The sequence below is a fragment of the Bacteroides acidifaciens genome, assembly GCF_903181435.1.
Classification (GTDB): domain Bacteria; phylum Bacteroidota; class Bacteroidia; order Bacteroidales; family Bacteroidaceae; genus Bacteroides.
In genome coordinates, this window is record NZ_CAEUHO010000001.1 from 2,661,084 (window position 1) to 2,686,002 (window position 24,919).

Annotated in this window: 15 protein-coding genes; 5 read left to right on the top strand and 10 right to left on the bottom strand. The window is 42.9% G+C overall.

Annotated elements, in window-relative coordinates:
• Nucleotides 1-32 precede the first annotated feature (32 nt).
• The 4 genes from lptC to CLIN57ABFB40_RS11305 form a co-directional block, all read right to left on the bottom strand.
• Nucleotides 33-647, bottom strand: coding sequence for an LPS export ABC transporter periplasmic protein LptC (lptC, locus tag CLIN57ABFB40_RS11290; protein WP_175630134.1), 615 nt, complete (start codon nt 645-647; stop codon nt 33-35).
• Between the two features lie 43 nt (nt 648-690).
• Nucleotides 691-2,016 (bottom strand): hypothetical protein, encoded by a 1,326-nt coding sequence (locus CLIN57ABFB40_RS11295; RefSeq protein ID WP_175630135.1) that lies wholly within the window; start codon nt 2,014-2,016, stop codon nt 691-693.
• A 63-nt stretch (nt 2,017-2,079) separates the two neighbouring features.
• Nucleotides 2,080-3,381, bottom strand: coding sequence for an outer membrane protein transport protein (locus tag CLIN57ABFB40_RS11300; RefSeq protein WP_175630136.1), 1,302 nt, complete (start codon nt 3,379-3,381; stop codon nt 2,080-2,082).
• Entirely contained in the window at nt 3,368-4,102 is a 735-nt protein-coding gene (locus CLIN57ABFB40_RS11305; protein WP_175630137.1) for a type III pantothenate kinase, read from the bottom strand. Before CLIN57ABFB40_RS11305 ends, CLIN57ABFB40_RS11300 begins: the two co-directional genes overlap by 14 nt.
• Nucleotides 4,103-4,265: 163 nt before the next feature.
• Here CLIN57ABFB40_RS11305 and CLIN57ABFB40_RS11310 point away from each other — a divergent pair, with 163 nt between their 5' ends.
• The 5 genes from CLIN57ABFB40_RS11310 to CLIN57ABFB40_RS11330 all read left to right on the top strand — a co-directional run bounded on the left by CLIN57ABFB40_RS11310 (nt 4,266) and on the right by CLIN57ABFB40_RS11330 (nt 12,226).
• On the top strand, nt 4,266-5,453 hold the full coding sequence (locus CLIN57ABFB40_RS11310) for a DUF4105 domain-containing protein (RefSeq protein WP_175630138.1): 1,188 nt from the start codon (nt 4,266-4,268) through the stop codon (nt 5,451-5,453).
• Nucleotides 5,453-7,027: an alkaline phosphatase family protein gene (locus CLIN57ABFB40_RS11315; protein ID WP_175630139.1), complete on the top strand. Its 1,575-nt coding sequence runs from the start codon at nt 5,453-5,455 to the stop codon at nt 7,025-7,027. The genes CLIN57ABFB40_RS11310 and CLIN57ABFB40_RS11315 overlap by 1 nt, the downstream gene beginning before the upstream one ends.
• A gap of 105 nt (nt 7,028-7,132) precedes the next feature.
• Nucleotides 7,133-10,450 (top strand): preprotein translocase subunit SecA, encoded by a 3,318-nt coding sequence (secA, locus tag CLIN57ABFB40_RS11320; protein ID WP_175630140.1) that lies wholly within the window; start codon nt 7,133-7,135, stop codon nt 10,448-10,450.
• A gap of 161 nt (nt 10,451-10,611) precedes the next feature.
• Nucleotides 10,612-11,718 carry a DUF6340 family protein gene (locus tag CLIN57ABFB40_RS11325; RefSeq protein ID WP_175630141.1) on the top strand — a complete coding sequence of 369 codons (1,107 nt, stop codon included), beginning with the start codon at nt 10,612-10,614 and terminating at the stop codon, nt 11,716-11,718.
• Between the two features lie 61 nt (nt 11,719-11,779).
• A complete protein-coding gene (locus CLIN57ABFB40_RS11330) occupies nt 11,780-12,226 on the top strand; it encodes a hypothetical protein (protein WP_175630142.1) in 447 nt (148 codons plus the stop codon).
• 198 nt (nt 12,227-12,424) lie between these two features.
• On the opposite strand, the gene CLIN57ABFB40_RS11335 is transcribed toward CLIN57ABFB40_RS11330, so the two are convergent.
• The 6 genes from CLIN57ABFB40_RS11335 to CLIN57ABFB40_RS11360 all read right to left on the bottom strand — a co-directional run bounded on the left by CLIN57ABFB40_RS11335 (nt 12,425) and on the right by CLIN57ABFB40_RS11360 (nt 24,874).
• Nucleotides 12,425-14,545 (bottom strand): alpha-N-acetylglucosaminidase, encoded by a 2,121-nt coding sequence (locus CLIN57ABFB40_RS11335; RefSeq protein WP_175630143.1) that lies wholly within the window; start codon nt 14,543-14,545, stop codon nt 12,425-12,427.
• 71 nt (nt 14,546-14,616) lie between these two features.
• Nucleotides 14,617-16,938, bottom strand: a complete 2,322-nt coding sequence (locus CLIN57ABFB40_RS11340; RefSeq protein WP_175630144.1) for a beta-galactosidase — start codon at nt 16,936-16,938, stop codon at nt 14,617-14,619.
• 98 nt (nt 16,939-17,036) lie between these two features.
• The gene (locus CLIN57ABFB40_RS11345) at nt 17,037-18,593 is read right to left on the bottom strand and encodes a DUF4874 domain-containing protein (RefSeq protein WP_175630145.1); all 1,557 of its coding nucleotides are present in this window, start codon (nt 18,591-18,593) and stop codon (nt 17,037-17,039) included.
• Between the two features lie 48 nt (nt 18,594-18,641).
• Nucleotides 18,642-19,991 carry an FISUMP domain-containing protein gene (locus tag CLIN57ABFB40_RS11350; RefSeq protein ID WP_175630146.1) on the bottom strand — a complete coding sequence of 450 codons (1,350 nt, stop codon included), beginning with the start codon at nt 19,989-19,991 and terminating at the stop codon, nt 18,642-18,644.
• Nucleotides 19,992-20,011: 20 nt separating this feature from the next.
• Nucleotides 20,012-21,532 carry a RagB/SusD family nutrient uptake outer membrane protein gene (locus CLIN57ABFB40_RS11355; RefSeq protein WP_254871743.1) on the bottom strand — a complete coding sequence of 507 codons (1,521 nt, stop codon included), beginning with the start codon at nt 21,530-21,532 and terminating at the stop codon, nt 20,012-20,014.
• Nucleotides 21,533-21,559: 27 nt separating this feature from the next.
• Nucleotides 21,560-24,874 (bottom strand): TonB-dependent receptor, encoded by a 3,315-nt coding sequence (locus CLIN57ABFB40_RS11360; protein ID WP_254871744.1) that lies wholly within the window; start codon nt 24,872-24,874, stop codon nt 21,560-21,562.
• Nucleotides 24,875-24,919 lie beyond the last annotated feature (45 nt).

The window sequence follows — 24,919 nt, forward strand, 5'->3', positions numbered from 1 at the left end:
CGATTCACGAGGTACAATTGATATTACTTCGCCTATTTCGCAGCATCTTTATTCACAGAATCCGGCAGTGCTTTTGTTTCCGGTTGGGGCGGACCAGCCGCTTCATCGTCCACATAGAAAATGCCTTCTATATTATGAATGGTATAAACAGTCATTTGCTGATTGGAGTCGAAGCCATGTCCGGTAATAATTCTATCCGGTTGTTGGATACGTATGAACTTGTCGGAATATACTTTTTGGGTGGCTTCGTTCCAGTAAAGCAGTTCCGTATTAAAACGTTCGCCTTTCCGATTTTGTATATCTACATTCCCTATCAGCTTCCAAAGCCTTTCTTTGTTATAATAATAGGCAGTATCCGCTTTGATACTGGCTTCTACATGAAAGATAGAATCGAATTGTTCCAGATATACTCCTTTTTCAAATGCCCAATAAGAAGGTTTCTTGCGGTCATAGACCTCCCATTCTTCCGTATTCACCCTATAACGTGTCACTCCGGAATCGGATATAAGAGTTGTAACCCCCAATGTTTTCATCATCGGAAGAGAATCGCGCTCGGTGATAGCCTCACCCACCGCTTTCGTCTTACCGCCGTATGAAGGAAATAAAAGAAGCATAACAATTGTCCCAAGGACAATTGTTATGCTCATGCTTTTATGCAACAAACGTTTACTTCGTTTTCGCAACATACATTTATCTAATCGTTGTAGTCTCTCCGATCCAACCGCCGATAGTGATGCGGTCGCCTTGCTTGTAACCTAACATGAAAAGGTCTTTAGCTTGTGGAGTATGACTTGAATATCTGCCAATTAATTTGTTTGCTTCTTCAGCCACACTTGGGTCTACTTGTTTTGCACGTTGCAATTTGTCGATTACTGCAAAATAGGTACACTTGTTCAAAGCGTTTTCGTCGCTCCAGTTAGGACTCATTGCATAAAGATTGGCAATCAGGATGTAAGGAGCACCATAGTTTTCGTTGAAACCGATAGCTTTTTGGCAGTAAGCTCTAGCTTGAGACAATTTCTTGGCAGTAGCCAAAACAGCAGCAGCAGCATATGCTTTTTCAGCCTTCGCTACATTGTCTGTTTCCAGATTCACAGCTTCGTCAAAGAACTTCACAGCACCGTCGATATCACCCTTCTTGAATGCCTGGTAAGCACATCCGGTTGCAGCTTCTGCAGTCGGTTCTATCTTATATGAATAATAAGCTGCCTGTTGGTAAGCTTCGCTTTCAGTACATTTCATCATTTTCATGATGTCGATTACTTTCTTCAAGTATTCCAAATCTTTCTGGTTTGCTTCCACTTTCGGGCCATAGATACCTTGCAATGATTCGCAATCAGCAGTACCACTGTTTACAAACAAAGCAACCAGGTTGTCTTTGATTCCTTGCAAGTTTTTCTTCTTTGCTTCGCTGGTTTCAGTAGCAATAGCACTATCGGCATATTCGGAAGCAGCCAGATAATCCTGGATGAATTGTTCCTTATGAGTAGGATCTGCTTTCAGTTTATCCAATGACATTTGCAGGAAATAGAACAAAGTAGCAGCAGCCGATTCGGCTTTCGCTGCATTAACAGACTGGCTCAACCATTGATAAGCCTGATTTACGTCAATTTTCGGAGCAAAAGCAATATAATCTACAGCTTTGATACCCAATGCTTCGTCAGCAGAAGATACTTTGGTACCTTTAGCCAAAAAGTCAGGTGTGTATTTAATACGCAAATCATGCGTATTCATCAATTCATTAAAATATTTCTGGTATTCCGGATTATTCTTGTCCTTGATTTGTCCCATCAAGCCTTTCAGAATTTTATATCCGTCAGTAAAGGTATAGAAACGAAGCGTCGGACAGTTTTCCAACACAGCTTTCCAAGGAGTATACGCATCTTTAAAATTACCTGCACGCACAGCTTCATGCGAAATACTACTGTTTGAATTACAGTTAGACGCATCCTGTGCTATTGCAGTGGTTGCCCCTGCTGAAAGGACCAACATAGCCACAAGCGTTTTAATCTTCATTGTATTTAAATTTTAGTTGTTATTATAAAGTCGTCTATTCTCTCTCACGTTGTTTCAACTTAATTATTCTACCCTGCGTTTGAAGAACCAACGTTCGTTGAACGTCAATCCGATACTCACACGGAAGATATTCTCGTTCACAAAAGTTGCTTCCTGCCCACTGACACGGACAAACTGTCCGCTAATACTAAGGATAGAACGTGAACGAGGTACAGGCAAACCGAAACCGGCAGTTACGCCATATTCGCGGGAAGCCTTTTTGCCATCGATCTTATAATACGGAGTCGTATAATAAGCTCCCAAACGGTATTTGATATGGGACAGGTAAGAACGTCCTATCAAATTAGGAATGTATTCCGCTCCCACTGATATTTTATGACGGTCGCAATAGGCATAAGTTTCGTCAAAATCATCACGCATAGCATCATCTGTAGTAGCTACACCAAATTTAGCCTTAGACCATTGCTGCAAACTATAATCCATACCAACAGTGAGACGCTTATCGTAGTTGTATGTAAATCCTACTCCGAAAATATTCGGAAGTTCCAACGTAGCATCCAAATTGTCACTGCTGGTCGCACTAGCCTGTCTAGTAACCGTATAATCGTTATTTAGTTTATGCTTAAGAGAATATACCGCTCCAATAGTTACTGAATGTTTCTTACTCAAATCTTGTGTATATTGCGCCCCAAAGTCCAGTTTATAGTCTGAAATCGACACAGCAGTCTGTCTTATAAACGAATTAGCCGAAGCCGTGTTCGGATAAAGCATCGTTAAAGAACGGGTTATGTCTCCCCAAAAATAAGATACATTAACCCCAAGAGAGAGATTCTTTAACACCTTCACGCCCGCACCCACATACAATTGATGCAATCCACCATCTCCGGTAAAAGCACTTGTATAATCAGGTGTGGCATCATTCGCACCAGGTTGTGTTTCCGGTGTGGCTGGATGATCTTTTGAAACACTATACCCTACATTAGAGAACGGCAATAATCCGATACTCATAGCTACTCTAGGATGTAAACGGAATTGCATCGCTAAATAGTCAAAACTAGAGTTCTTAGCGTTTAGTTTATCGACACCATCACTAATATTCATATTTTGTAGACTGACACCCCCTTCAAAAATGAAAGTCAACGAGTCAATGGCTGTGTACGAAGCAGGATTCAATGGATTGATCTGTGCTCCATCCCGGAGTCCAAAAGCAATTCCGCCCATCGCCTTGCTATTCCCGAAACTTTGATCGGACAAGTCGCCATAACCATATCGTGTATAAGGAGAGTTTGTATTATTTTGAGCAATTGCCACTCCTGTAACCATCGTGAGCAAAAGCGCACATAATGTGTGTTTAAATCCTACCATTATTATAGTTTAAAATTCTATTTAATCCTTTCAACACTAAAAATCTATCTGCAAAGATGACACTTTTTGCGCTGCTATCAAAAGAAAAATCATCTCCGCCCGTTAAAAAAACCAAAAGTTCAGGATATTTATGCTTCATAGACTCAATATAACCTGAAATTTCGTATTCCATACCTTTCAAGACTCCGGCGCGTATAGCGGTTTCGGTATTCCGTCCCATCGGAAGTTTACTCCCATTGGTATCTACCATAGGCAAACGTCCGGTAAACTGATGAAGCGCCTTGAAGCGCATCTGCATGCCGGGAGAAATATTACCACCATGATACTGCCCCTTCGAGTCAATAAATTCGTAAGTAATGCAAGTCCCTGCGTCGATGACTAATATATCGTTGTGGGGAAATTGCTCATTAGCACCTATCACGGCAGCCATACGGTCGTATCCCAATGTTTCGGGAGTTTCGTACAAGTTGACCACCGGCAAAGGTGTTTTATGATTAAGCCACAGCAAAGGAAACGGCAAAGCAGCCAAATCAACAAGTATCCGTTCATTCAAATCAATAACAGTGGCCACAATCCCCTGCTCTATCGGGTATTTAGAGCAAAGAGTTCGCAAACAATCCAATGATTGATTGGATTCAGTCAACACTTCCACCATCTCCCCATTATTATTGAAGAGAGCGACTTTCGCCATTGTATTCCCTATGTCGATAATTAAGTTCAATGCATTCATCTTTAAGCGGGCGCAAAGGTAAAGTAAAAAAAGAGAAATTGAAGCATATAGAAGGAATTATCTTATTTTTTTCATTTCAGATAAAACAGACGTTCTGTTTCCCGAATCCAACAAATCTTCGTATATTCGCTGCCAAAATAAAACGAACCTACTGATGAAACGGTCTTTTTTACATATAGTTTTTTCTTTTTGCCTGTTGCTCCTGCCCTTCGAACAAACAACTGCCAACAGCAATGACTCCATCCGCCTCAGCCTGCTGACCTGTGCCCCCGGAGAAGAGATATATTCCCTATTCGGACACACAGCTATCCGCTACGAAAATCCTTCACAAGGCATCGATGTTGTGTTCAATTACGGATTATTCAGTTTCAACACCCCCAATTTCATTCTCCGTTTTTCACTTGGAGAGACAGACTACCAGCTGGGGGCGACTGATTATTCCCATTTTGCAGGAGAATACGCCTTTTTCGGACGCAGCGTATGGCAACAGACTTTAAACCTGACTAATAAAGAGAAAGTCGAATTAATCCGCTTACTGCAAGAAAACTACCGCCCCGAAAACCGAGTGTACCGTTATAATTTCTTTTACGATAATTGTGCAACCCGCCCCCGCGACAAGATAGAGGAAAGCATCGCAGGGAAAGTGATTTATCCGGGAGAGCCACAGGACGGTTCTCATTCTTTCCGTGACATTGTACATCAATATTGCAAAGGACATCCGTGGGCACGCTTCGGCATTGATTTATGTATCGGAAGTGAAGCAGACCAGCCTATCACACAACGACAGATGATGTTTGCACCTTTTTATCTGATGGACGCTTTCGCCGGCGCACAGATTAAGAACGATTCCATCCAACGTCCGCTTGCCGAAGCCACCGAACTGGTGGTAGACGCAGCTCCCGAACCGGATGAAAGTGCTTGGATACCCACCCCGCTACAATGCGCGTTACTATTATTCATACTAACAGCCGGCGCTACCATCTACGGTATCCGGCGGAGAACTGGATTATGGGGAATCGACCTGTTTCTCTTTGGTGCAGCAGGTATCGTGGGATGCGTCCTTGCTTTTCTTGCCCTCTTCTCCGAACATCCGGCTGTCAGCTCCAATTTCTTGTTACTGGTGTTCCATCCAGGGCAACTTCTTTTCCTTCCATACATCATTTATTGTGACCGAAAAAAGAAGAGATGTTGGTATCTGACCCTAAATCTGGTCGTTTTAACACTTTTTATAGTGCTTTTTCCACTAATTCCGCAAAGATTTGACTTTGCTGTTGTACCTTTGGCACTCTGTTTGCTGATACGTTCAGCGAGCAACTTAATAGTGACATCTAAAAAGAAATAATGAAAGGACTACTAACTTCCCTTATCACCGTACTTACCTTCACAGGGCTACAAGCTCAGTCGCTTCCTACTGCCCCTAAACTCGTAGTAGGACTGACGATTGACCAACTACGTACGGACTACCTGGAAGCATTTTCGTCACTCTACGGCGAAAAAGGCTTCAAGCGTTTATGGAAAGAGGGAAGAGTATTCTATAATGCCCAATATACTTTCAGCGGTGTAGACCGTTCTTCGGCCATAGCCGCCATTTACAGCGGCACGACTCCTTCCATAAACGGAATCATTTCCAAACGATGGATGGATGCGTCTACCCTGCGCCCTGTCAACAGCACGGACGATACGGCATTCATGGGCTATTATACAGACCAAACGTGCTCACCTGCCAAATTACTGACTTCCACCATTGCCGACGAGCTCAAAATTGCGACTCAAGGCAAAGGACTTGTATATGCCATTGCCCCCAAATGTGACGCAGCGATTTTTGCTGCCGGACATGCCGGGAACGGTGCTTTTTGGATTAATCCAAATACGGGAAAATGGAGCGGAACCACTTATTATGGAGAATTTCCCTGGTGGGCAAGCCAGTACAATGACCGCCAAGCTGTCGATTTCCGTATTGCAAACATGACTTGGGAACCTGTTTTTCCACGTGGAATGTACACTTTCCTGCCAGATTGGCGGGATATGGTTTTCAAATATAAATTTGACGATGACCGTAACAATAAGTACCGACGTTTCATCACAAGCCCTTTTGTGAACGATGAAGTAAACGCTCTTGCCGAAGAAGCACTGAACAAAAGTTCAATCGGCATGGATGACATTACTGACTTATTGGCACTAACCTACTATGCTGGCAACTATGCACATAAATCCGTACAGGAATGTGCCATGGAAATGCAGGATACGTATGTACGCCTCGACCGCAGCATTGCTAACCTGCTCGAATTGCTCGACAAGAAAGTAGGTCTGCAAAATGTACTTCTTTTCGTCACTTCCACCGGATATACGGATAGTGAATCAGCCGATTCGGGACTTTATAAGATTCCCGGCGGAGAGTTCTATCTCAACCGTTGCGCAGCTTTGTTAAATATGTACCTGATGGCTACATATGGTGAAGGCAAGTACGTGGAAACGTATCATAACCAGCAGATTTACCTCAACCATAAGTTGCTGGAACAAAAGCAACTGAACCTGACGGAAGTACAAGAGAAGTCCGCCGAATTCCTCATGCAATTCAGCGGGGTGAACGAAGCGTATTCCGCCAACAGACTTTTACTGGGTTCATGGACACCGGAAATTTACAAGATACGTAACGGATACCATCGCAAACGTTCGGGCGACCTGGTGATTGACGTCCTTCCCGGGTGGACTATGGTGGACGAAAACACCAGTGAAAGCAAAGTAGTACGCCATTCATTTATACCTTCACCGCTGATTTTCATCGGTCACTCGGTGAAACCGGCTATCATACAGACTCCTGTAACAATCGAACATATCGCGCCTACACTGGCACATTTCATGCGCATTCGGGCTCCCAATGCCTGTTCCGCTGCACCCATTACCGACTTACGGTAAAAGTTTACTCATAAAAACAGGGTGTAAAACATTAATAAATCAGCATTTTAATGTAACTTTGCGCAAGAAATTTTAAATAGATAAATAATAAACATACTTATACAAATGGGATTTAATGAATTTTTAAGCTCGATTTTCGGAAACAAATCCACGCGAGACATGAAAGAAATCAAGCCCTGGGTAGAGAAAATCAAAGCTGCTTACCCGGAGATTGAGAAACTGGACAACGATGCCCTCCGTGCCAAAACGGAAGAACTCAAAAAATATATCCATGAATCGGCTACCGCCGAACGTGCGAAAGTGGAAGAGTTGAAGGCAAGCATCGAGACACTGGAACTGGAAGACCGCGAAGAAGTCTTCGCACAAATCGATAAGATAGAAAAAGAAATTCTGGAAAAATATGAAAAAGCATTGGACGAAGTACTGCCCGTTGCTTTCTCTATCGTAAAGGCTACTGCCAAACGTTTCACAGAAAATAAAGAAATCGCTGTTACCGCTACGGATTTTGACCGTCACCTGGCTGCAACGAAAGACTTTGTACGCATCGAAGGCGACAAGGCCATCTATCAGAACCACTGGATAGCCGGTGGTAACGACACGGTATGGAGCATGGTTCACTACGATGTACAACTCTTTGGTGGTGTCGTTCTGCATAAAGGTAAGATTGCGGAAATGGCAACCGGTGAAGGTAAAACATTGGTGGCTACCCTCCCGGTATTCCTCAACGCTCTGACCGGAAACGGTGTACACGTGGTTACCGTGAATGATTACCTCGCCAAACGTGACTCCGAATGGATGGGACCTCTTTATATGTTCCACGGATTGAGCGTAGATTGTATCGACCGTCATCAACCGAACTCCGACGCACGCCGTCAGGCATACCTGGCAGACATCACATTCGGTACGAACAACGAATTTGGTTTCGACTACCTGCGCGACAACATGGCTATCAGCCCGAAAGACCTTGTACAACGTCAGCACAACTATGCCATCGTCGATGAGGTCGACTCGGTATTGATTGACGACGCCCGTACTCCGTTGATTATCTCCGGTCCTGTACCGAAAGGTGACGACCAATTGTTCGAGCAACTCCGTCCATTAGTAGAACGTCTGGTAGAAGCACAGAAAGTATTGGCTACCAAATATCTCTCCGAAGCTAAGAAACTGATCGCATCCAACGATAAGAAAGAGGTGGAAGAAGGATTCCTCGCTTTATACCGCAGCCACAAGGCATTGCCGAAAAACAAGGCTTTGATTAAGTTCCTTAGTGAACAGGGTATCAAGGCGGGTATGCTCAAGACGGAAGAAATCTACATGGAACAGAACAACAAGCGTATGCCTGAAGTTACTGATCCGCTGTATTTCGTGATCGACGAAAAACTGAATAGTGTAGACCTGACAGATAAGGGTGTAGATCTGATTACCGGTAACTCTGAAGACCCGACATTGTTCGTTCTTCCGGACATCGCCGGACAACTTTCGGAACTGGAAAACCAACATCTGACCAACGAACAACTGCTTGAAAAGAAAGATGAGCTTCTGACAAACTATGCCATCAAATCGGAACGTGTACACACCATCAACCAGCTGTTGAAGGCTTACACCATGTTCGAGAAAGATGATGAATATGTAGTGATCGACGGACAGGTGAAGATTGTAGACGAACAGACAGGCCGTATCATGGAAGGTCGTCGCTACTCTGACGGATTGCACCAGGCTATCGAAGCCAAGGAACGTGTGAAAGTGGAAGCTGCTACGCAGACCTTCGCAACAATTACTTTGCAGAACTACTTCCGTATGTATCACAAACTGTCCGGTATGACCGGTACTGCTGAAACGGAAGCAGGCGAACTTTGGGACATCTACAAATTGGACGTAGTCGTGATCCCGACCAACCGTCCGATTGCAAGAAAGGATATGAACGACCGCGTTTACAAGACGAAACGCGAAAAGTATAAAGCTGTTATCGAGGAAATCGAAAAATTGGTTCAGGCAGGACGTCCGGTATTGGTGGGTACTACCTCGGTAGAAATCTCCGAAATGTTGAGCAAAATGCTTACCATGCGTAAGATTGAGCACAAGGTATTGAACGCCAAACTGCACCAGAAAGAAGCAGACATCGTTGCTACCGCCGGTTTAAGCGGAACAGTAACCATTGCTACCAACATGGCAGGTCGTGGTACCGACATCAAGTTAAGTCCGGAAGTGAAGGCTGCGGGCGGTTTGGCAATCATCGGTACGGAACGTCACGAATCCCGTCGTGTAGACCGTCAGTTGCGTGGTCGTGCAGGACGTCAGGGTGACCCGGGTTCTTCTGTATTCTTTGTGTCACTGGAAGATGATTTGATGCGTCTGTTCTCATCCGACCGTATCGCTAGCGTAATGGACAAACTCGGTTTCCAGGAAGGCGAAATGATCGAACATAAGATGATTTCCAATTCTATCGAACGTGCCCAAAAGAAGGTGGAAGAAAACAACTTCGGTATTCGTAAACGTCTGTTGGAATATGACGACGTGATGAACAAGCAGCGTACAGTGGTTTACACCAAACGCCGCCACGCTTTGATGGGTGAACGTATCGGTATGGACATCGTGAACATGATTTGGGACCGTTGTGCCAATGCTATCGAAAACAATGATTATGAAGGCTGCCAAATGGAACTGCTTCAGACATTGGCAATGGAAACTCCGTTCACTGAAGAAGAATTCCGTAACGAGAAGAAAGAAAAGTTGGCCGAAAAGACTTTCAACATTGCGATGGATAACTTCAAACGCAAAACTGAACGTCTGGCACAGATCGCTAATCCGGTTATCAAACAGGTATATGAAAATCAGGGACACATGTATGAAAACATCCTGATTCCTATTACAGACGGTAAACGGATGTACAATATCTCTTGTAACCTGAAAGCAGCTTACGAATCAGAATCTAAAGAAGTGGTGAAATCGTTCGAGAAATCAATCCTGCTCCACGTTATCGACGAAGCATGGAAAGAAAACCTCCGCGAACTGGACGAACTGAAACATTCCGTACAGAACGCAAGCTACGAACAGAAAGACCCGCTGTTGATTTACAAACTGGAATCTGTGACTTTGTTCGACAACATGGTGAACAAGATCAACAACCAGACTATATCTATCTTGATGCGCGGACAAATTCCTGTACAGGAAGCTCCGGACGAACAGGCTGCCCGTCGTGTGGAAGTACGTCAGGCTGCTCCTGAACAACGTCAGGATATGAGCAAGTATCGCGAAAACAAGCAGGACTTGAGTGATCCTAACCAACAGGCTGCTGCCAGCCAGGATACTCGTGAACAGCAGAGACGTGAACCCATCCGTGCAGAAAAGACGGTAGGACGTAACGATCCTTGTCCATGCGGAAGCGGTAAGAAGTACAAAAACTGCCACGGTAAGAATGCTTGAAGAAATTGAGAATTGAAAATTAAAAATTGAGAAACAAGAGTTTTCCATTTCTTAATTCTCTATATATAAAAGAAAGTCTCAAACGGTTAAAAACTGTTTGAGACTTTCTTTTATTCTTTCAAAATAGTACTTTTGTTCTAATTACTAAATAGAACAAAACTATGGCAAAATCTTATTCACTGGCTTTCGTTTCTTTGTTCCTGTTGGCATTGAGTAGTTGTCAAAGCCTGGAGCAGATTTCCATTGATTATCTGCAAGCTGCCGACCTGAGTTTCCCGCCTCAACTTCGGAAAGTGGCAGTCGTAAATAATACCGGCAATACGCCGGATAACAAGCTGATCACACAATCTGAAAAAATCAAAGATAACTCGCCGATCGTAAGCCGCGCAACGGCTTATGCGAATGGAGATACTAAAATTGCGACAGAGTCACTAGCTGAAGAGATTGCACACCAGAACTACTTTGATGAAGTGGTGATTTGTGATTCCGCTTTACGGGCTAATGACAAGTTGGCTCGTGAAAATACGCTAAGCCAAGAAGAAGTCCGTAAGTTGGCTTCGGATTTAGGAGTGGATTTAATCATTGCCCTAGAAAATCTGCAACTCAAAGCGACAAAGACTGTCCGTTACCTGGACGAGTTCAATTGTTTCCAAGGGGCTGTAGATGTCAAGGCGTACCCTACTGTCAGAATTTACCTGCCCGAACGGAGCAGGCCGATGAATACGCTTCACCCTAACGACAGCATCTTTTGGGAAGAATTCGGAGCTTCGGCAATAGAAGCTGCCACACATATGATTCCCGATAAGGAAATGTTGCAGGAAGCCGCCGAGTTTGCAGGAACGATTCCGGTGAAGTATATTGTTCCGATGTGGAAAAAAGGAACACGGTATCTATATACCGGCGGTTCGGTACCGATGCGGGACGCAGCCGTTTATGTACGCGAAAATTCGTGGGATGAAGCATACGAACTTTGGCGCCAGGCTTTCGAAGGTACGAAAAGTGAAAAGAAGAAAATGCGGGCTGCACTTAATATCGCAGTTTACTATGAAATGAAAGACAGTCTGACCCAAGCGCAGGAATGGGCTGAAAAAGCACAGCAATTAGCCAAGAAGATTGAGAAAAAAAATGTATCGGAAAATATGCATGCCACCATTGACGATGTGCCGAATTATTATCTCACTAGCCTGTATTTGGCAGAGTTAAAGGAAAGAAATAGCCAATTACCTAAGTTAAAGATGCAAATGAGTCGATTTAATGACGATTTTTAAGAAAATCGTGTATCAAATCTTATTTTTTTTATACCTTTGAACTAACAAAAAGAAGGAACCCATGAAATTGAGCCAACAATCACAATCTATTATCGAAGCGGCAATCCAAAAGGCAGTCGCTAAATATACATGTAACTGTGAACAAACTATTGTTACTGACATCCATCTTCAACCGGACCAAGCTTCGGGACAGCTTAATGTTTACAATGATGATGATGAAGAATTGGCAAACATCATGATAGAAGAATGGACTACATATGACAGTGATGATTTTCTGGAAAACATAGAGCCTTCCCTGCGCAATATCCTCTGCAGGATGAAAGATGCGGGTGACTTCGACAAGGTAACGATTCTGAAACCTTACTCGTTCGTATTGGTGGATGAAGATAAGGAAACGGTGGCTGAATTGTTGCTGGTAGACGATGATACGATACTGGTGAACGACGAGCTACTGAAAGGATTGGATAAAGAGTTGGATGATTTTCTGAAAGAGTTGCTGGAAAAATAATTTTCTAAAACCTTCGAAAGAAAGAATATCAGATTTCCATATAAAAAATAATCGGAAGCAAACAGGATTTTACTCCTACCTTTGCTTCCGATTATTTTTTATATGGAACCTATTAATCCTATATAGACAGTTGAGTACCGTGAATTCGATATAAGTTTAAATGTAACTCACTCATATTGATAAGTTTTCACAGTTCTATTATTTTCCAATCTTCTCCGCCCAAGCTCTCTCCATTCCATAGAAATTAATCGCCTCACCGGCAGATTTACCGTCCAGTTCCTGCTGTTTCTGCTCAAAGAAAACTTTCCAACGCGGATAATACAAATCTTTCAAAAGACCACTCCACTCACGATGAGAATAATCATGCAAACCACCCTGATTGGAAGCGATGCTGTCTCCCCACACTGTGATTAATGCGGATGCATTCCATTCGTAGAGTTTCTTTTCTGCATCGGTAGTACCTAAAGAACATGCGGCAGCCAACCAAGAAGATACGGAGAACTCTTTCCGAGTAGACAATAAGCTGTCTTGCGACAAGATGAGCTCAAGGAATTGCTGTGTCTGCTTCCGGAAATTTTCTTTATCTTTCCGGTCATAGTTCCGAGATATTTCTTCGAGTAACATATTTCCTTTGTCAGCATTACTCTGACGTACAATATCCACCAGGTCATATTCAAAGTTGTTGTTTCCTTTATACCGATCGGCAACAGCAAGCAGCAGGTTAGCCGCTTTTGCCGTTGAGTCCGGAGAATAGAACAGCTTGGAATATCCCCATGTAGATGTCCTGTCCAGATGAAATCCCGGACGAGCACACAACAAGGACTCAATCGTTCCTTCACCCTGGTGGTTTTTAGGAGCATTGTAAACGGTATGCTCCAATGCACGCCAGGCTTCTGCCACTTCCGGCGGGATGTCTCCGCCATAACGCGCCTTCAAATAGCCTTGCAGCCATTCATCGGAAGAGAACCGCTCTTCACGCCAGGGAAGTTCATAAAGCAGTTCGAACATCACCGGGTTGTTCTCAATCCCTTCGGGGGTTGCCCCTACTCCACGCAACGTTTTTCCATTGGCATGTGCACACGCGTCATAGTATCCGCTTATCAATTGATCCATCCGGCCGTGCAAGCCTACATTTCCACCAAAGTTCAGCAGCATACAATAGAGCCAGTCATGTTTGCCGAAGCCTTTCTCGCGAACCCATTCAGAATTCGGATCACCCCATTGCGGACGTTTCTCGCTATATAAGTCCAACACCATCAAGTCTCCCTGATTGAGAGAAGAAATCATTTCTTCCCGGGGATTTATCTGCCATGCCTGAATCACCCAGACAGCTCCCGGATTCGCTTTCTTCATGGCTTTCATAATAGAAGTTCCGGTTTTTGCCAAGTCTACTCCTTCCGTGTTGCCACCTTCATGGAATGGATCCATACTATAATATCGGGCTTTTCCATATAGTTTCTCCAGTTCTTCATAATACATGGCAGCGAAAGAATCGAAGTGTTCGTCTTCTGTGGAGAGGAAAGCCGGACGAGGGAATCCGCACCAAGTGCTGGGATCGGCAATCTGATAACCCAGTTTCTCGCCTATATTACGGGGAACCATTCCCGAATATCCGGGAAATACAGGTTCAATCCCCAATTCCCGCATACGGGATATTATCTTCTTTTGAAGCACTTCCTGCTGCTGATACCAACTATCGGGATTCGGTCCGCCCCATCCTTCCAGGTTATTCATCTGCCACCATGCCATAAAAGCCGGGCCGGAAATAAACTCATTGATTTCTTCCGTTGTATATCCGACACGCTTCAACAGATTGTACCAGACGACTTCCATCCCGGTAATGCTCAAAGGCATATTAATGCCGTGCATTGCCATCCAATCTATCTCCTTCTCCCAACGCTCCCAATCCCAAAACGCCATTGAGTAAGAATAGGTGCAATAGTTCAGGTAATACCTGCTTTTCATGGATGTCTCCTGACGGATTTTCTCTTGGGGAAGCGGCAATACCTCCGGCAATTTCTGAGACGGATTGTTCCAGGAAAGGTGAATGCCCGCCACATACTTCAAATACCAGTTTAATCCCGTTGCCAATGACAAATCGGAATTGCCAGTTATCAGGACTTTGCCGTTTTCTGAAGATATTTCAAAGTAATCTTTCGACGGATTATCCGCGTCAACAATAAGCCGGAAAAGAATCCGGTCGTCCGAAGTACCTTCCGTCACACGTGCGGCCAGAGAAGTGACCGGTGGTTGTTCTGACTGACAGCTATATAGCCATATAGTCCCAAGTAATAAAATTAACAAAAAGCGCGTATACATAGTAGTTTATTTTTAGATTCTTCAAATATAGTAAATAAGATTTGAATTCTTTTCAATCACTCACGCTTTAATCATTGAAACAAGAAGAATTGTGGACGAGCATATATATTTACGTCTTTCACCTTTCCCGATAAGAATGAGCCTTTGCGAACTTTAAAACGGATAGCAGAGACTTTATATATTTCCTTCATATCAACAATAATCCGGTGAGGATGATGTGGGTCGGCATCCGCATCTGTATGCCAGAAAGAAGAAATATCTCCGTCGAACAGATTCTCCGCTACACCCATATTCTTATCAGTCTGCTCGCTGCTCACATAAACGGTTTCCCATTTTTTCTTATCAATCGGCTGTCCTTTATCATCTATCAGTTCTACTTCTGAAATGCAAGCCTGATGGTCTTCCGTGTAAGAAGAAAGAGTCTCGATACAGAAATGGCGAAGAGTCGTCGCTACAGGGAAATCGAAGGCTTGCCATTCATTGATTTCCTGCAAAGTGGCTTTCAATGCTACATCGCCTTCTTCCAAAACCGGAGTGCCCACTATCGCACGGCGCTGTCCACTTTGGTAGTTCTTGTCTATACCCAAGCTATCCAGGACAGGCTGTTCCAGCCCCCGCAAAGTACGATTGCCCGTATCTTCCATCTCAAAGACTACAATCTCATTCTCCCCTTCTTTCAACCATGGGGCAGGCAGATAGAGTGTTTGCTGAGGACCTATATTCCAGAAACGTCCGAGTGACTTGCCATTTACCCAAACGGATCCTTTGCCCCATTGGCTCATATCGACAAAACAGTCACCTTTCTTCGGAACCGTAAATGTTCCTTTATGGAAAGCTGGAACTCCTTTGATGGTTTCACCGAAATTCATTTCCGCAACTTTCTCCTTATACAAAGGTAACGGAGTAACAGACCATCCGGTCAATTTTTCATCGCCCCACAAGACTTGGCTGGTGATGCCCTTCCTATTGAACAGTATATCGGGACCGTAATTCACACGCCCGGTGTTTTCAACCAGAATCTCTAGCGTAGCGGGTGCTTTCTGTACATTCAACGTCACGCTATTCTGATTGTAACGGCGATCCAAGCTAGCTACTTGTTTTCCATCTATCAGAATAACAGCATAGTCACGCAAATCCTGTATGATAAGTTTCCGCTTTCCTGCTTTTTGAATGGTTGTCTGATAATGAATATATCCGAAATCCATTCCTACGTCTTCCATTGACAGTACCTCTTCCGTTCGTATAGTCTGATGAAAAGCGGCAGTCAAAGGGGCACTTTCCTTTAATTCGACTGTAGCGAAAGTGGTGGTCGGATTATCGGCAGGCACTTCCGGCAATACAGTCCCCTCGGGCAGATATTTCTGAATCACTTCTCTGAATGCATGATATTTGGGATAGCAATTTCCCCATTCGCCCAAAGGCGCGTCATAATCGTAACTTGTCGGCTGAGGTTGATAGCCACCACTGGTATTGGCTCCATTCGTGTACCAGAAATTGGTTCCGCCATGAAACATATACATACTGACAGACACTCCGTGGCTCAACATCCAGTCCAATTGTTCGGCAGGACGCTCATAAGCGACAGACGAATGACGCTTGCCCCACTCATCAAACCAAGCCGGGTAGAACTCCGCCACAAAATAAGGGCCGCCCGGATGGTATTTATCCACTACTTTGAAAATATCTTCACCGAACACACCGTTCAGTGTAGGCAATGCGCCGTCAATATGACCGGCTTCTACTTGTCCGCCACCGTCGCAGGTGAACAACGGAACATTGAATCCGGCCTCTTTTATCATATCACGAATAGCGGTAAGATATTCTTTATCTGCTGCATACGAACCGTATTCATTTTCTACCTGCACCATGATAATATTACCGCCATTGTTGATAGTCAGAGGGGACAGTTGCTTCCCAAGTTCCTTGATATAGCGTTCACAATAGGAAAGGAAACGCGGGTCCTTGCTACGATAGGTCATGTCTTTTTCTTTCAGAAGCCACGAAGGGTATCCGCCGAAATCCCATTCCGCACATACATACGGTCCGGGGCGAAGAATGACATATAGTCCTTCTTCCTGTGCAGTACGAACAAATTCGGCAATATCCGCCTGCCCGCTGAAGTCAAATTCACCCGGTTGGCGTTCGTGGAAATTCCAGAATACGTAAGCGGAGACAGTGTTCAGCCCCATTGCACGCGCCCTATGCAGACGGTCACGCCAATACTCGTGTGGAATACGGGGATAGTGCATTTCTCCACAAATCAGTTGCACCTCTTTCCCGTTGATATTAAAAGTGCCATTTTCTATTTTAACCTGTTCCTTGGGGGAGGAACAGGCTGAAATTAGCAAAACAGCTATTACACAAAAAGTGAAAAAATTATATTTGCTATTCATCAATACTATTAATTAATATCCCGATGATAATGATAAAGAAATATCATTATCATTATCGTCGGGACTATTTATATTTCAAACAATATTATTCTAAATCATCAAAACTCAACTTCTCCTATTACATTGACCACGTATTTATTTTCATTGTCTATCCAATGAGTTGTCTTAGTGTTCAACGCCCATTTTACCCCATATGCACTGTTATATTTCAATGATTCACTGCCATCAGGCATCCATATTCCAACCTGGTATTTCCCTGAAAGTCCAACATTTACTCTTCCTTCCATCTTATGAATCAAAGCCTCATGATTTCGTGTCCCCGGTTCAAACGGTTGCCAGTTTTTAGGATTAACATTCTCCAATTTAATTTCTTTCTCCACTCGTTCAGATTCGCTTATGAACACCAGATAGACAGGTCTTGGATTCAATACTGTAGAAAAGCCTGTATTAGTAAGTTGCAAATTATAAATCAAGTTCTGTCCTTCTACACTTAAGGTTGATTCTTCCAGAAGATTCAGACGATAGCCCAGATGGTCGCGCACGAAATCATAAAAAGAACGAACCACTGTATTCCCTTCTTCATCCTTGAAATAATTATCGGCATATAATATCTGATTACGATCCAACCACTGCGGGTATACCTTCTGATTCTTCCAGGACAAAATATTCAAGTCAAAATTCTGACTAATATCAAATGCAGAATAATGATGGTCTCTCAATGCTACAACCACTTTTTCTATCGGCATAATAGTATTGAACTCCCAATCAGTAGCACCAGAATAAGGGATTTCACCACTTACATAATATTGGTGCGATTCATTTGTCAGTTCAACATAGGCCGGATCGCCATACACAAAATCATTATCCGGAGAAAGCCGGTGTTCACCTACTGTAAAATAATCATTCGCAAAACCAATACGATTCCTGTCAGCTTCATTTTCCAGTGTCAATGCTGTTTTATACCGCGGATGGCGCATTTCTATACAATAAGGATATGCTTTCAGAAGTGCATTGACAACTCTGTTTTTAGCCGCTTGATTATTGTCCATCGGTGAACTGTGCCATTCACCCCAAGTACCGACAAATCCGGCCTGCATTACAGCAATCAGTCCCAAATTCTTATTCAGAATAGGAGTCAGTTGTTCCAAATGGCGCTCTACCCATTCGGGAGACTCTTCACCAGATGTAGTACCTTCCCCATCCGTCTTATAAGCAAAACGCAAAATGGCTTTATACCCTCCTTCTTTCAGTTTATCAAACATTCTCTGCAAATCATCCAATGCTGATTGTGGAATATCAGATTTCACATACTCTGTCAGATAAATATACATCTGAGTCAACGTCACCCCATCGTTCTGCGCACGATGTATATCTATTTTAGGACCTACAAAACCATCCGGAAAATAAACATCCGCCCAGGGTTCCTTTAGATTATGCAAGAGATAATCGACTTCCACATGTAAACCGCGATCTGGATTGTTCAATGAGGCAATCGGAACAATATCTCCCAAAGTTTCGTCCGGCTGTTCCGGTTCATCGTTTGTATTATCAACTACTTCCCACAAGGTCGCATCAATAGTAGTTGTTTCTGTACACCCGCAAAAAGAAGGTGAAAGTATTAACAAACCAAATAATAAACAAATATATTTATACATAGATTTCTTTTTTTATCAATTATACAATACTACTTCACTTACTGTTTCTCACTTTTCTATATAAACGAATCTTGCCGGACAGGGAGTCCCCCAAGTTTTCCATAATGTCCATCCCCCATCATGCACGAAGTTATGGTGAGGATCTGCTTCTTCCATTAAACCTGCAGCGTAATAATAACAGTACACATTCATTGCATTACTCAATTCGCCGGTTTCTACATTATAATTTCCCGCCGAAACCAAACCTAATCCCCAAGCATTTGCCAAAGGAGTGTCTTTTCCGTCAAATTTCTCATAATATACCGGATCTTTCAAAACAGCCATTGAACCTCCAATGTTCCTCGAATCGTCAAAAAGCATTTGCCATTCATCAAACGTAGGAAGTCTCCACCCCTCAGGTGCAATATTATCTTGAATCCAATAGGTGTAATAACAGCCGTAAGCCTTCACATGTCCCGCAGTAATTACCGCCGTTTCTGAAGCTTGGAATACATTCGTATTTTCAATAGGAGCACCGTCTGGATAATTTTTGGCACGTAGATTCTCAGCCAACCATACTTGGGAAGAACCATTAGCATAAGTTATCCGGGTTACTTTATACTGTATCCGTTCATCTCCGCGAACATCTTCAAACATCATCATACTACCCAAATCAATAGCCGCAGAAGCACGTGAAACATAATCACTCTCACTCTTTACCTTCACATTCCAGAAAAGCCGTGTAAAATCAAATTTCTTAGCTCCAAGCTCCGTCAATACTTGTTGCAACTGCTGATGAGTCAGATAGCCCTCCGTATCCGGAATAGCCGATGCTACACTACCGGAAAAGTCCGCCTTGGTACTGAAACATAATTCCATTTCCGCATCCGGTTTGATTCCTTCCTTGTCCCAGACAAACTTAAGCCGTGCTTCTGTCTCAGGCCAGTTCAACTGTATTTTTGACATATCAGCCGGTTCTTGCAATTTTGTCCTTACTCTGACAGCATTAAAATGACGGATCTCCTTTGAAGCTATTCCAAGCTGCGCAGAAGGTTTCACAGACCAATAGATGTTCTTTTCTCCACCACCGGCTATTCCAAAATTTGCAAAAAACTCATCAATCTGATTGAGCCCCATGGTATAAGAATTTGCGTTTCCCACCTTAATATATACAGGATCACGCAGAAGTTTGTCTTTACTAAGCACCAATGTCAATTCTTCCGAACCGTCCTCCTGTTCCCATGAGAATGTATATTCAGACACCTTTCCATCATTCAAGTCAAATGCCGCACCATCTAAGGGAGCCAGCAAAGATATATTACTAACCGGAACTACCACTTCTATTTCATCCTTATTCTCACATGATAAGAGAACAAAGACCAGTAATCCACACACTATATAATAAAATCTGTTCATCATATTCTTTGTTTCTAATTCTATTAATAACCCGGATTTTGTGTAATAATACCCATTCCTTCATTGATAATCTTCGTCGGAATAGGGAAACGTTCATATTTATACCTGCCGTCGACAAAGGTTTCTATTTTGGCAGTAGACTGCCCTGCCCACTCCGCTTTTTTCACTGCATAAGGAATAAATTTACGATGACGAATCAGATCTTGACGACGTACGCCTTCCAAATAAAATTCATGTCCACGCTCTATCAGAACTTTATCAAGAAACGTTTCAACATCTCCGGCATCCGACATGGTATAATTACCTAGACCAACCCGTTTGCGCACCATGTTAAGATAGTCCAATGCCTCCTGCGTTACCTTGTTTCCATTTCTGACAATCGCTTCTGCCAATAAAGTAATCACATCGGCATAGCGGTAGATAGGCTGGTCTATCTCACACATATTACCTACAACACCTTCTATCGCATATTTCTGAGGAACTGCCCCATACCAAAGTACACTTCCCGCATTTCCTTCAATTCTGTCCTTTTGCTTATTATGCAATATGCCATCCGTGCCTGTATATTCTCCGATAAGTCTTTCTAGACGCTTGTCCCCAGGCTCATAACTATCATAAAACGGCCATGATATTTTATATCCGCCCCATTTCGTTATAGTATTGCCCAAAGCAGTGGGAAAATCGCCCGGAAGTGTATGCGCAAACCACTGACTATGTATCACTCCTTCCTTGTTGATGGCCGAATAAATGACTTCATTATTTATTTCCCCTGCCAACGAGAACAAAGAATGATAATCGGGCACTAGTCCATAAGAGAACGGAGCCTTAGTCAACTCCTGGCCGATTGCTTCTGCATCCGCCCATCTCTCAGTCATCATATAGAGTTTCATCAAAAGAGTTTTTGCCAACCCTTTCGTAAATCTTCCATAATTATTCGCGTCATACTGGACAGGCAACACTTTTGCAGCTTCCAACAAATTGGTCTCGATAAATTCCTGCATCTGTTCTTCCGATAAACGCGGAAGAATTTTCTCATTCAACGGCTCTTTCAAAATTTCCAACGTAGGAATAGGAATAGGCCCGTACATATCGTACAGCATAAATGCCAAAAAGCCCATTCCGCATTTCATTTCTGCAATATAGTTATTCAAAGCATCCTGATTCATCGGTACATCTTTGATGCGATCTATTGTCAGCATCATCGAAGCCAGATACTTGGAATTGTCATATACTCTACGGAAATCCCCATCAATATGCCAGTCGTCGGCTTCGAATGAATTGTAAACAGTAGTCCACCCCCAGGTACACTCTACATGATCGGTCACCATATCCGATTGCAAGGTATAACCGGCGTCAATCGTAAAAATACCATAACTGGTAAACACACGATAATTGGCATCTACCAACGCTTGCACATCAGACTCGTTCTGTGGAAACAAGGTTGGATTTATCTCACTATATATCTCAGTTTCCAGTTCACATCCCATCCAAAATATGGGGAAAAAAGCAGAAAGTATTATCTTCAATAAATGATGTTTCTTCATAACCTTCTTTTTTGATAATTCTGTTTATTAAAAAGTTATATTTACACCGAAATTATAAGAAATGATATTCGGATAAGCAAACTCTCCGTTATCGGTTTCCGGATCCACACCTGTCCAGTTCGTTATTACAAATGGATTAGTCACGTCTGCATACACCCTGCATCTTTGCATCCATTTAATCTTATTTACCGGAATATTATAACCAAGATTTATATTTCCGCAACGAATATAATAAACAGACTTCACGAAATAATCTCCGAAATTCTGTCCACCAAACAGGTATGTCGGATAGTCAGAGGCCGTATTATTATGGTTGAAAGACTTGTATGACAGAACAGATACATTCTCACCGCTCGTCCGTATCCATTTCTCCTTATAGCTTTCTGCACGTTTACGTCCGGTTTCTCCATAAAAGTAAAAACTCAAATCCCAGTTTTTATAGCGGAATGCATTGTTAAATCCGAACGTTAACTTAGGAGCACCATTACCAATATAATGCATATCTTCCTTTCCTATCTTATTATCGTTATTATCATCTTGCAGAATAATCATACCAGGCAAAAGGTCAGCCTGCGCTGCCGGAGCTTTGTCACCCGGACGCATAATACCAAGAGCATGGTAGTAATATTGGGCACGCAACGGATCGTCCGCTTTCTCATAGGGTTCAGGTTTCCAATAAGGACTACGCTTCGACCAACGGTCTTCATAATGAGATAATGTCAAAGTAGAATTCCAATTAAAATTCTTTGTCTGTATGTTGGCCGTATTCAATGTAACCTCCACTCCCTGACTTTTTGTTTCGCCAATATTGGCTTTAATAGATCCAATCTCATGATAAGATAACAATGGACGGTCATTCAATAAATCAGAGATACGACGGTTGAAGTATTCAACAGTCAACCGGATACGCTCGTTAAAAATTCCGATATCCAGACCAACATTCAATTCAGAGGTAGTCTCCCATGTTATATCAGGATTGGCTAGTGTAGTAGCGTATACTCCTACATGTTCTTTAGAAGTCTCACCAAATACCACATTCCGGTCTCCCGTATTATAAAAGTTCTGTATATGATAACCAACATTCGAGTTTCCTGTCTGTCCGTAAGAAGCTCTCAACTTCAAGTTCGACAACCATTCACGGGTAGACTTCATGAAAGCTTCTTCATTAATTCGCCATGCGGCGGATATGGATGGAAAGAATCCCCAACGATTTTTCGGAGCAAAATTAGAATCACCATCTGTTCGGATGGTACCTTCCACCATATAACGGTCTTTATAGTTGTAATGCAAACGGGCAAAAAATGAAGCCATAGCATTGCTCCATGCAGAAGAACCTACAATCGGTTTTTCGAATCCGCCTGCAGACAATTTATGATATGAGAAACCATCAATAAGAAAGTTCTTGTTCCCGGCATTCACCCCTTCTCCCGTAAACTTCTGATAAGAGTATCCCAACAGCGCCTGAATCTTGTGTGAGCCGAATGTATTGTTATACGATGCTGTCAAATCCAATAGATAATCTGCCGCATCTTGCTGAGCAATATTGGCAAAACCTTGTTGTGTCTGTCCTTCCAGCGTCGTTTTAGGAATATAACTCGAACGTTTCTGGAATTTGAGATCGGCACCGACCTGTGCCTTCAATTCCAGCCCTTTCAATGGTTTAACTTTTACAAAAGCACTTCCCAACATTCTGTTCTTCGTTGTCTTATCCTGAATATCCAACAATGATACCGCATTAGGAACAAAAGGACGTTCCGGGTCAATATAAAATTCGCCATTCTCATCATATACCGGATTAACAGGATTGGCCTGTATAGCCGCAGTCAGCACTCCTGAGTTTTCCTGCGTACCCGCTCCCAAAGGAACATTATCATACTTATTTTGCGCGAACGTAACATTCACTCCATAAGCAAGATATTTATTTACTTCCTGATCTAAATTGAACCTGAAAGAGAATCGTTGGGCACCATTATTTTTCACAACTCCTTCTTGTTTCATATAATTGGCTGACAATAAGTATTTCACCGACTCGCTTCCACCATTCATTGAAAGGTTATGCTGCTGCATAAATCCATTCCGAGTAACCAAATCCAACCAATCCGTATTATCAGCCCGTAATATTTCGTCATTCGTATATTTAGGTTTAAAAGACTCCCTTTCATTAGAGTTCTGGATATAAGGGGCATAAATATCTAAGCCGTACAATTTAAGATATTCCTCGTACAACTGCCTGTTACGCATCTCCATAAAACTGCGCGCATCCAACATCTCATAATTATTCTGAATCGTCTGGAAAGATACATCACCCGAATAGTTGATTTGTAATTTCTGAGCTTTACCTCTCTTTGTGGTTATAATAATAACTCCATGTCCAGCACGTGCGCCATAAATAGCCGTAGAGGCCGCATCTTTCAATACGGTTATAGATTCTATATCATCCGGATTCAAAGAATCGAGAATATTATCCACCGAACCCGCTTCATATTTATTATTGCCCGAAGCCAAGTAATTGTCCGATTTCACAGGAAATCCATCTATAACAATCAACGGGTCATTTCCGGCACTGATTGAACCTTCTCCACGAATCTTCAAATCTACAGCTCCGCCTGGTTGAGCTGATTGCTTAAAAGCACGAAGACCTGCCGCCTTTCCTGCCAAAGCATTGGCGACCGAAGCCTGAGTTCCGGTTTCAATATTTCCCATAACTATCTCCGAAACAGAACCGGTCAGCGTTTTTTTGCTCTGGGTTCCATAGCCCACTACTACAACCTCGTCCAACTGCTTTGCATCTTCTTTCAGTACGACCTTCAACATTTTTCCAGGCTGCACAATAGCTGTTTGTGATAAATAACCAATATAAGAAATCTCCAGTTGAGCTTTTGATGATGAAACGGAGAGTTTGAAATTACCGTCTACATCCGTAATCGTTCCGTTTCCCTGCACTCCTTTTTCCAATACACTGGCTCCAATTATCGGCTCACCGTGAGCGTCCAGCACTGTACCCGATACCGTTACTTTCTTGTCCTGCTGCAGTGACTGCACCTCAACAGACAATATAATTTTCTTATCCAACACGGAATATTTCACATTCGTACCAGCAAAGACTTCTTGTAATACATTAAAAATATTACTTTTATCAGCCGAGACGGACACACGGCGATTCAAATCTACATGCTTGTTGTTGAAAAAAAAATCAAAATCCGATTGCTCCTCAATCTCTTTCAGAATATCCTCTACACGCTGATTGCGGGCATCAATACTAATCATTGCTTTCTGTGCATAACTATCGGCTGCATAGCCCAACCCGATAGAGCATACCAAGAATAAAATCAGAAGTCTCATAAATAATGGGATTTTTTTTGAGGTTAGCCAAAGCGACTTTACCAC

Excerpts from the sequence above, each read along its gene's own strand:
- lptC (WP_175630134.1), bottom strand. The coding sequence starts at position 647 with ATGAGCATAACAATTGTCCTTGGGACAATTGTTATGCTTCTTTTATTT.
- CLIN57ABFB40_RS11295 (WP_175630135.1), bottom strand. The coding sequence starts at position 2,016 with ATGAAGATTAAAACGCTTGTGGCTATGTTGGTCCTTTCAGCAGGGGCA.
- CLIN57ABFB40_RS11300 (WP_175630136.1), bottom strand. The coding sequence starts at position 3,381 with ATGGTAGGATTTAAACACACATTATGTGCGCTTTTGCTCACGATGGTT.
- CLIN57ABFB40_RS11310 (WP_175630138.1), top strand. The coding sequence starts at position 4,266 with ATGAAACGGTCTTTTTTACATATAGTTTTTTCTTTTTGCCTGTTGCTC.
- CLIN57ABFB40_RS11315 (WP_175630139.1), top strand. The coding sequence starts at position 5,453 with ATGAAAGGACTACTAACTTCCCTTATCACCGTACTTACCTTCACAGGG.
- secA (WP_175630140.1), top strand. The coding sequence starts at position 7,133 with ATGGGATTTAATGAATTTTTAAGCTCGATTTTCGGAAACAAATCCACG.
- CLIN57ABFB40_RS11325 (WP_175630141.1), top strand. The coding sequence starts at position 10,612 with ATGGCAAAATCTTATTCACTGGCTTTCGTTTCTTTGTTCCTGTTGGCA.
- CLIN57ABFB40_RS11330 (WP_175630142.1), top strand. The coding sequence starts at position 11,780 with ATGAAATTGAGCCAACAATCACAATCTATTATCGAAGCGGCAATCCAA.
- CLIN57ABFB40_RS11335 (WP_175630143.1), bottom strand. The coding sequence starts at position 14,545 with ATGTATACGCGCTTTTTGTTAATTTTATTACTTGGGACTATATGGCTA.
- CLIN57ABFB40_RS11340 (WP_175630144.1), bottom strand. The coding sequence starts at position 16,938 with ATGAATAGCAAATATAATTTTTTCACTTTTTGTGTAATAGCTGTTTTG.
- CLIN57ABFB40_RS11345 (WP_175630145.1), bottom strand. The coding sequence starts at position 18,593 with ATGTATAAATATATTTGTTTATTATTTGGTTTGTTAATACTTTCACCT.
- CLIN57ABFB40_RS11350 (WP_175630146.1), bottom strand. The coding sequence starts at position 19,991 with ATGATGAACAGATTTTATTATATAGTGTGTGGATTACTGGTCTTTGTT.
- CLIN57ABFB40_RS11355 (WP_254871743.1), bottom strand. The coding sequence starts at position 21,532 with ATGAAGAAACATCATTTATTGAAGATAATACTTTCTGCTTTTTTCCCC.
- CLIN57ABFB40_RS11360 (WP_254871744.1), bottom strand. The coding sequence starts at position 24,874 with ATGAGACTTCTGATTTTATTCTTGGTATGCTCTATCGGGTTGGGCTAT.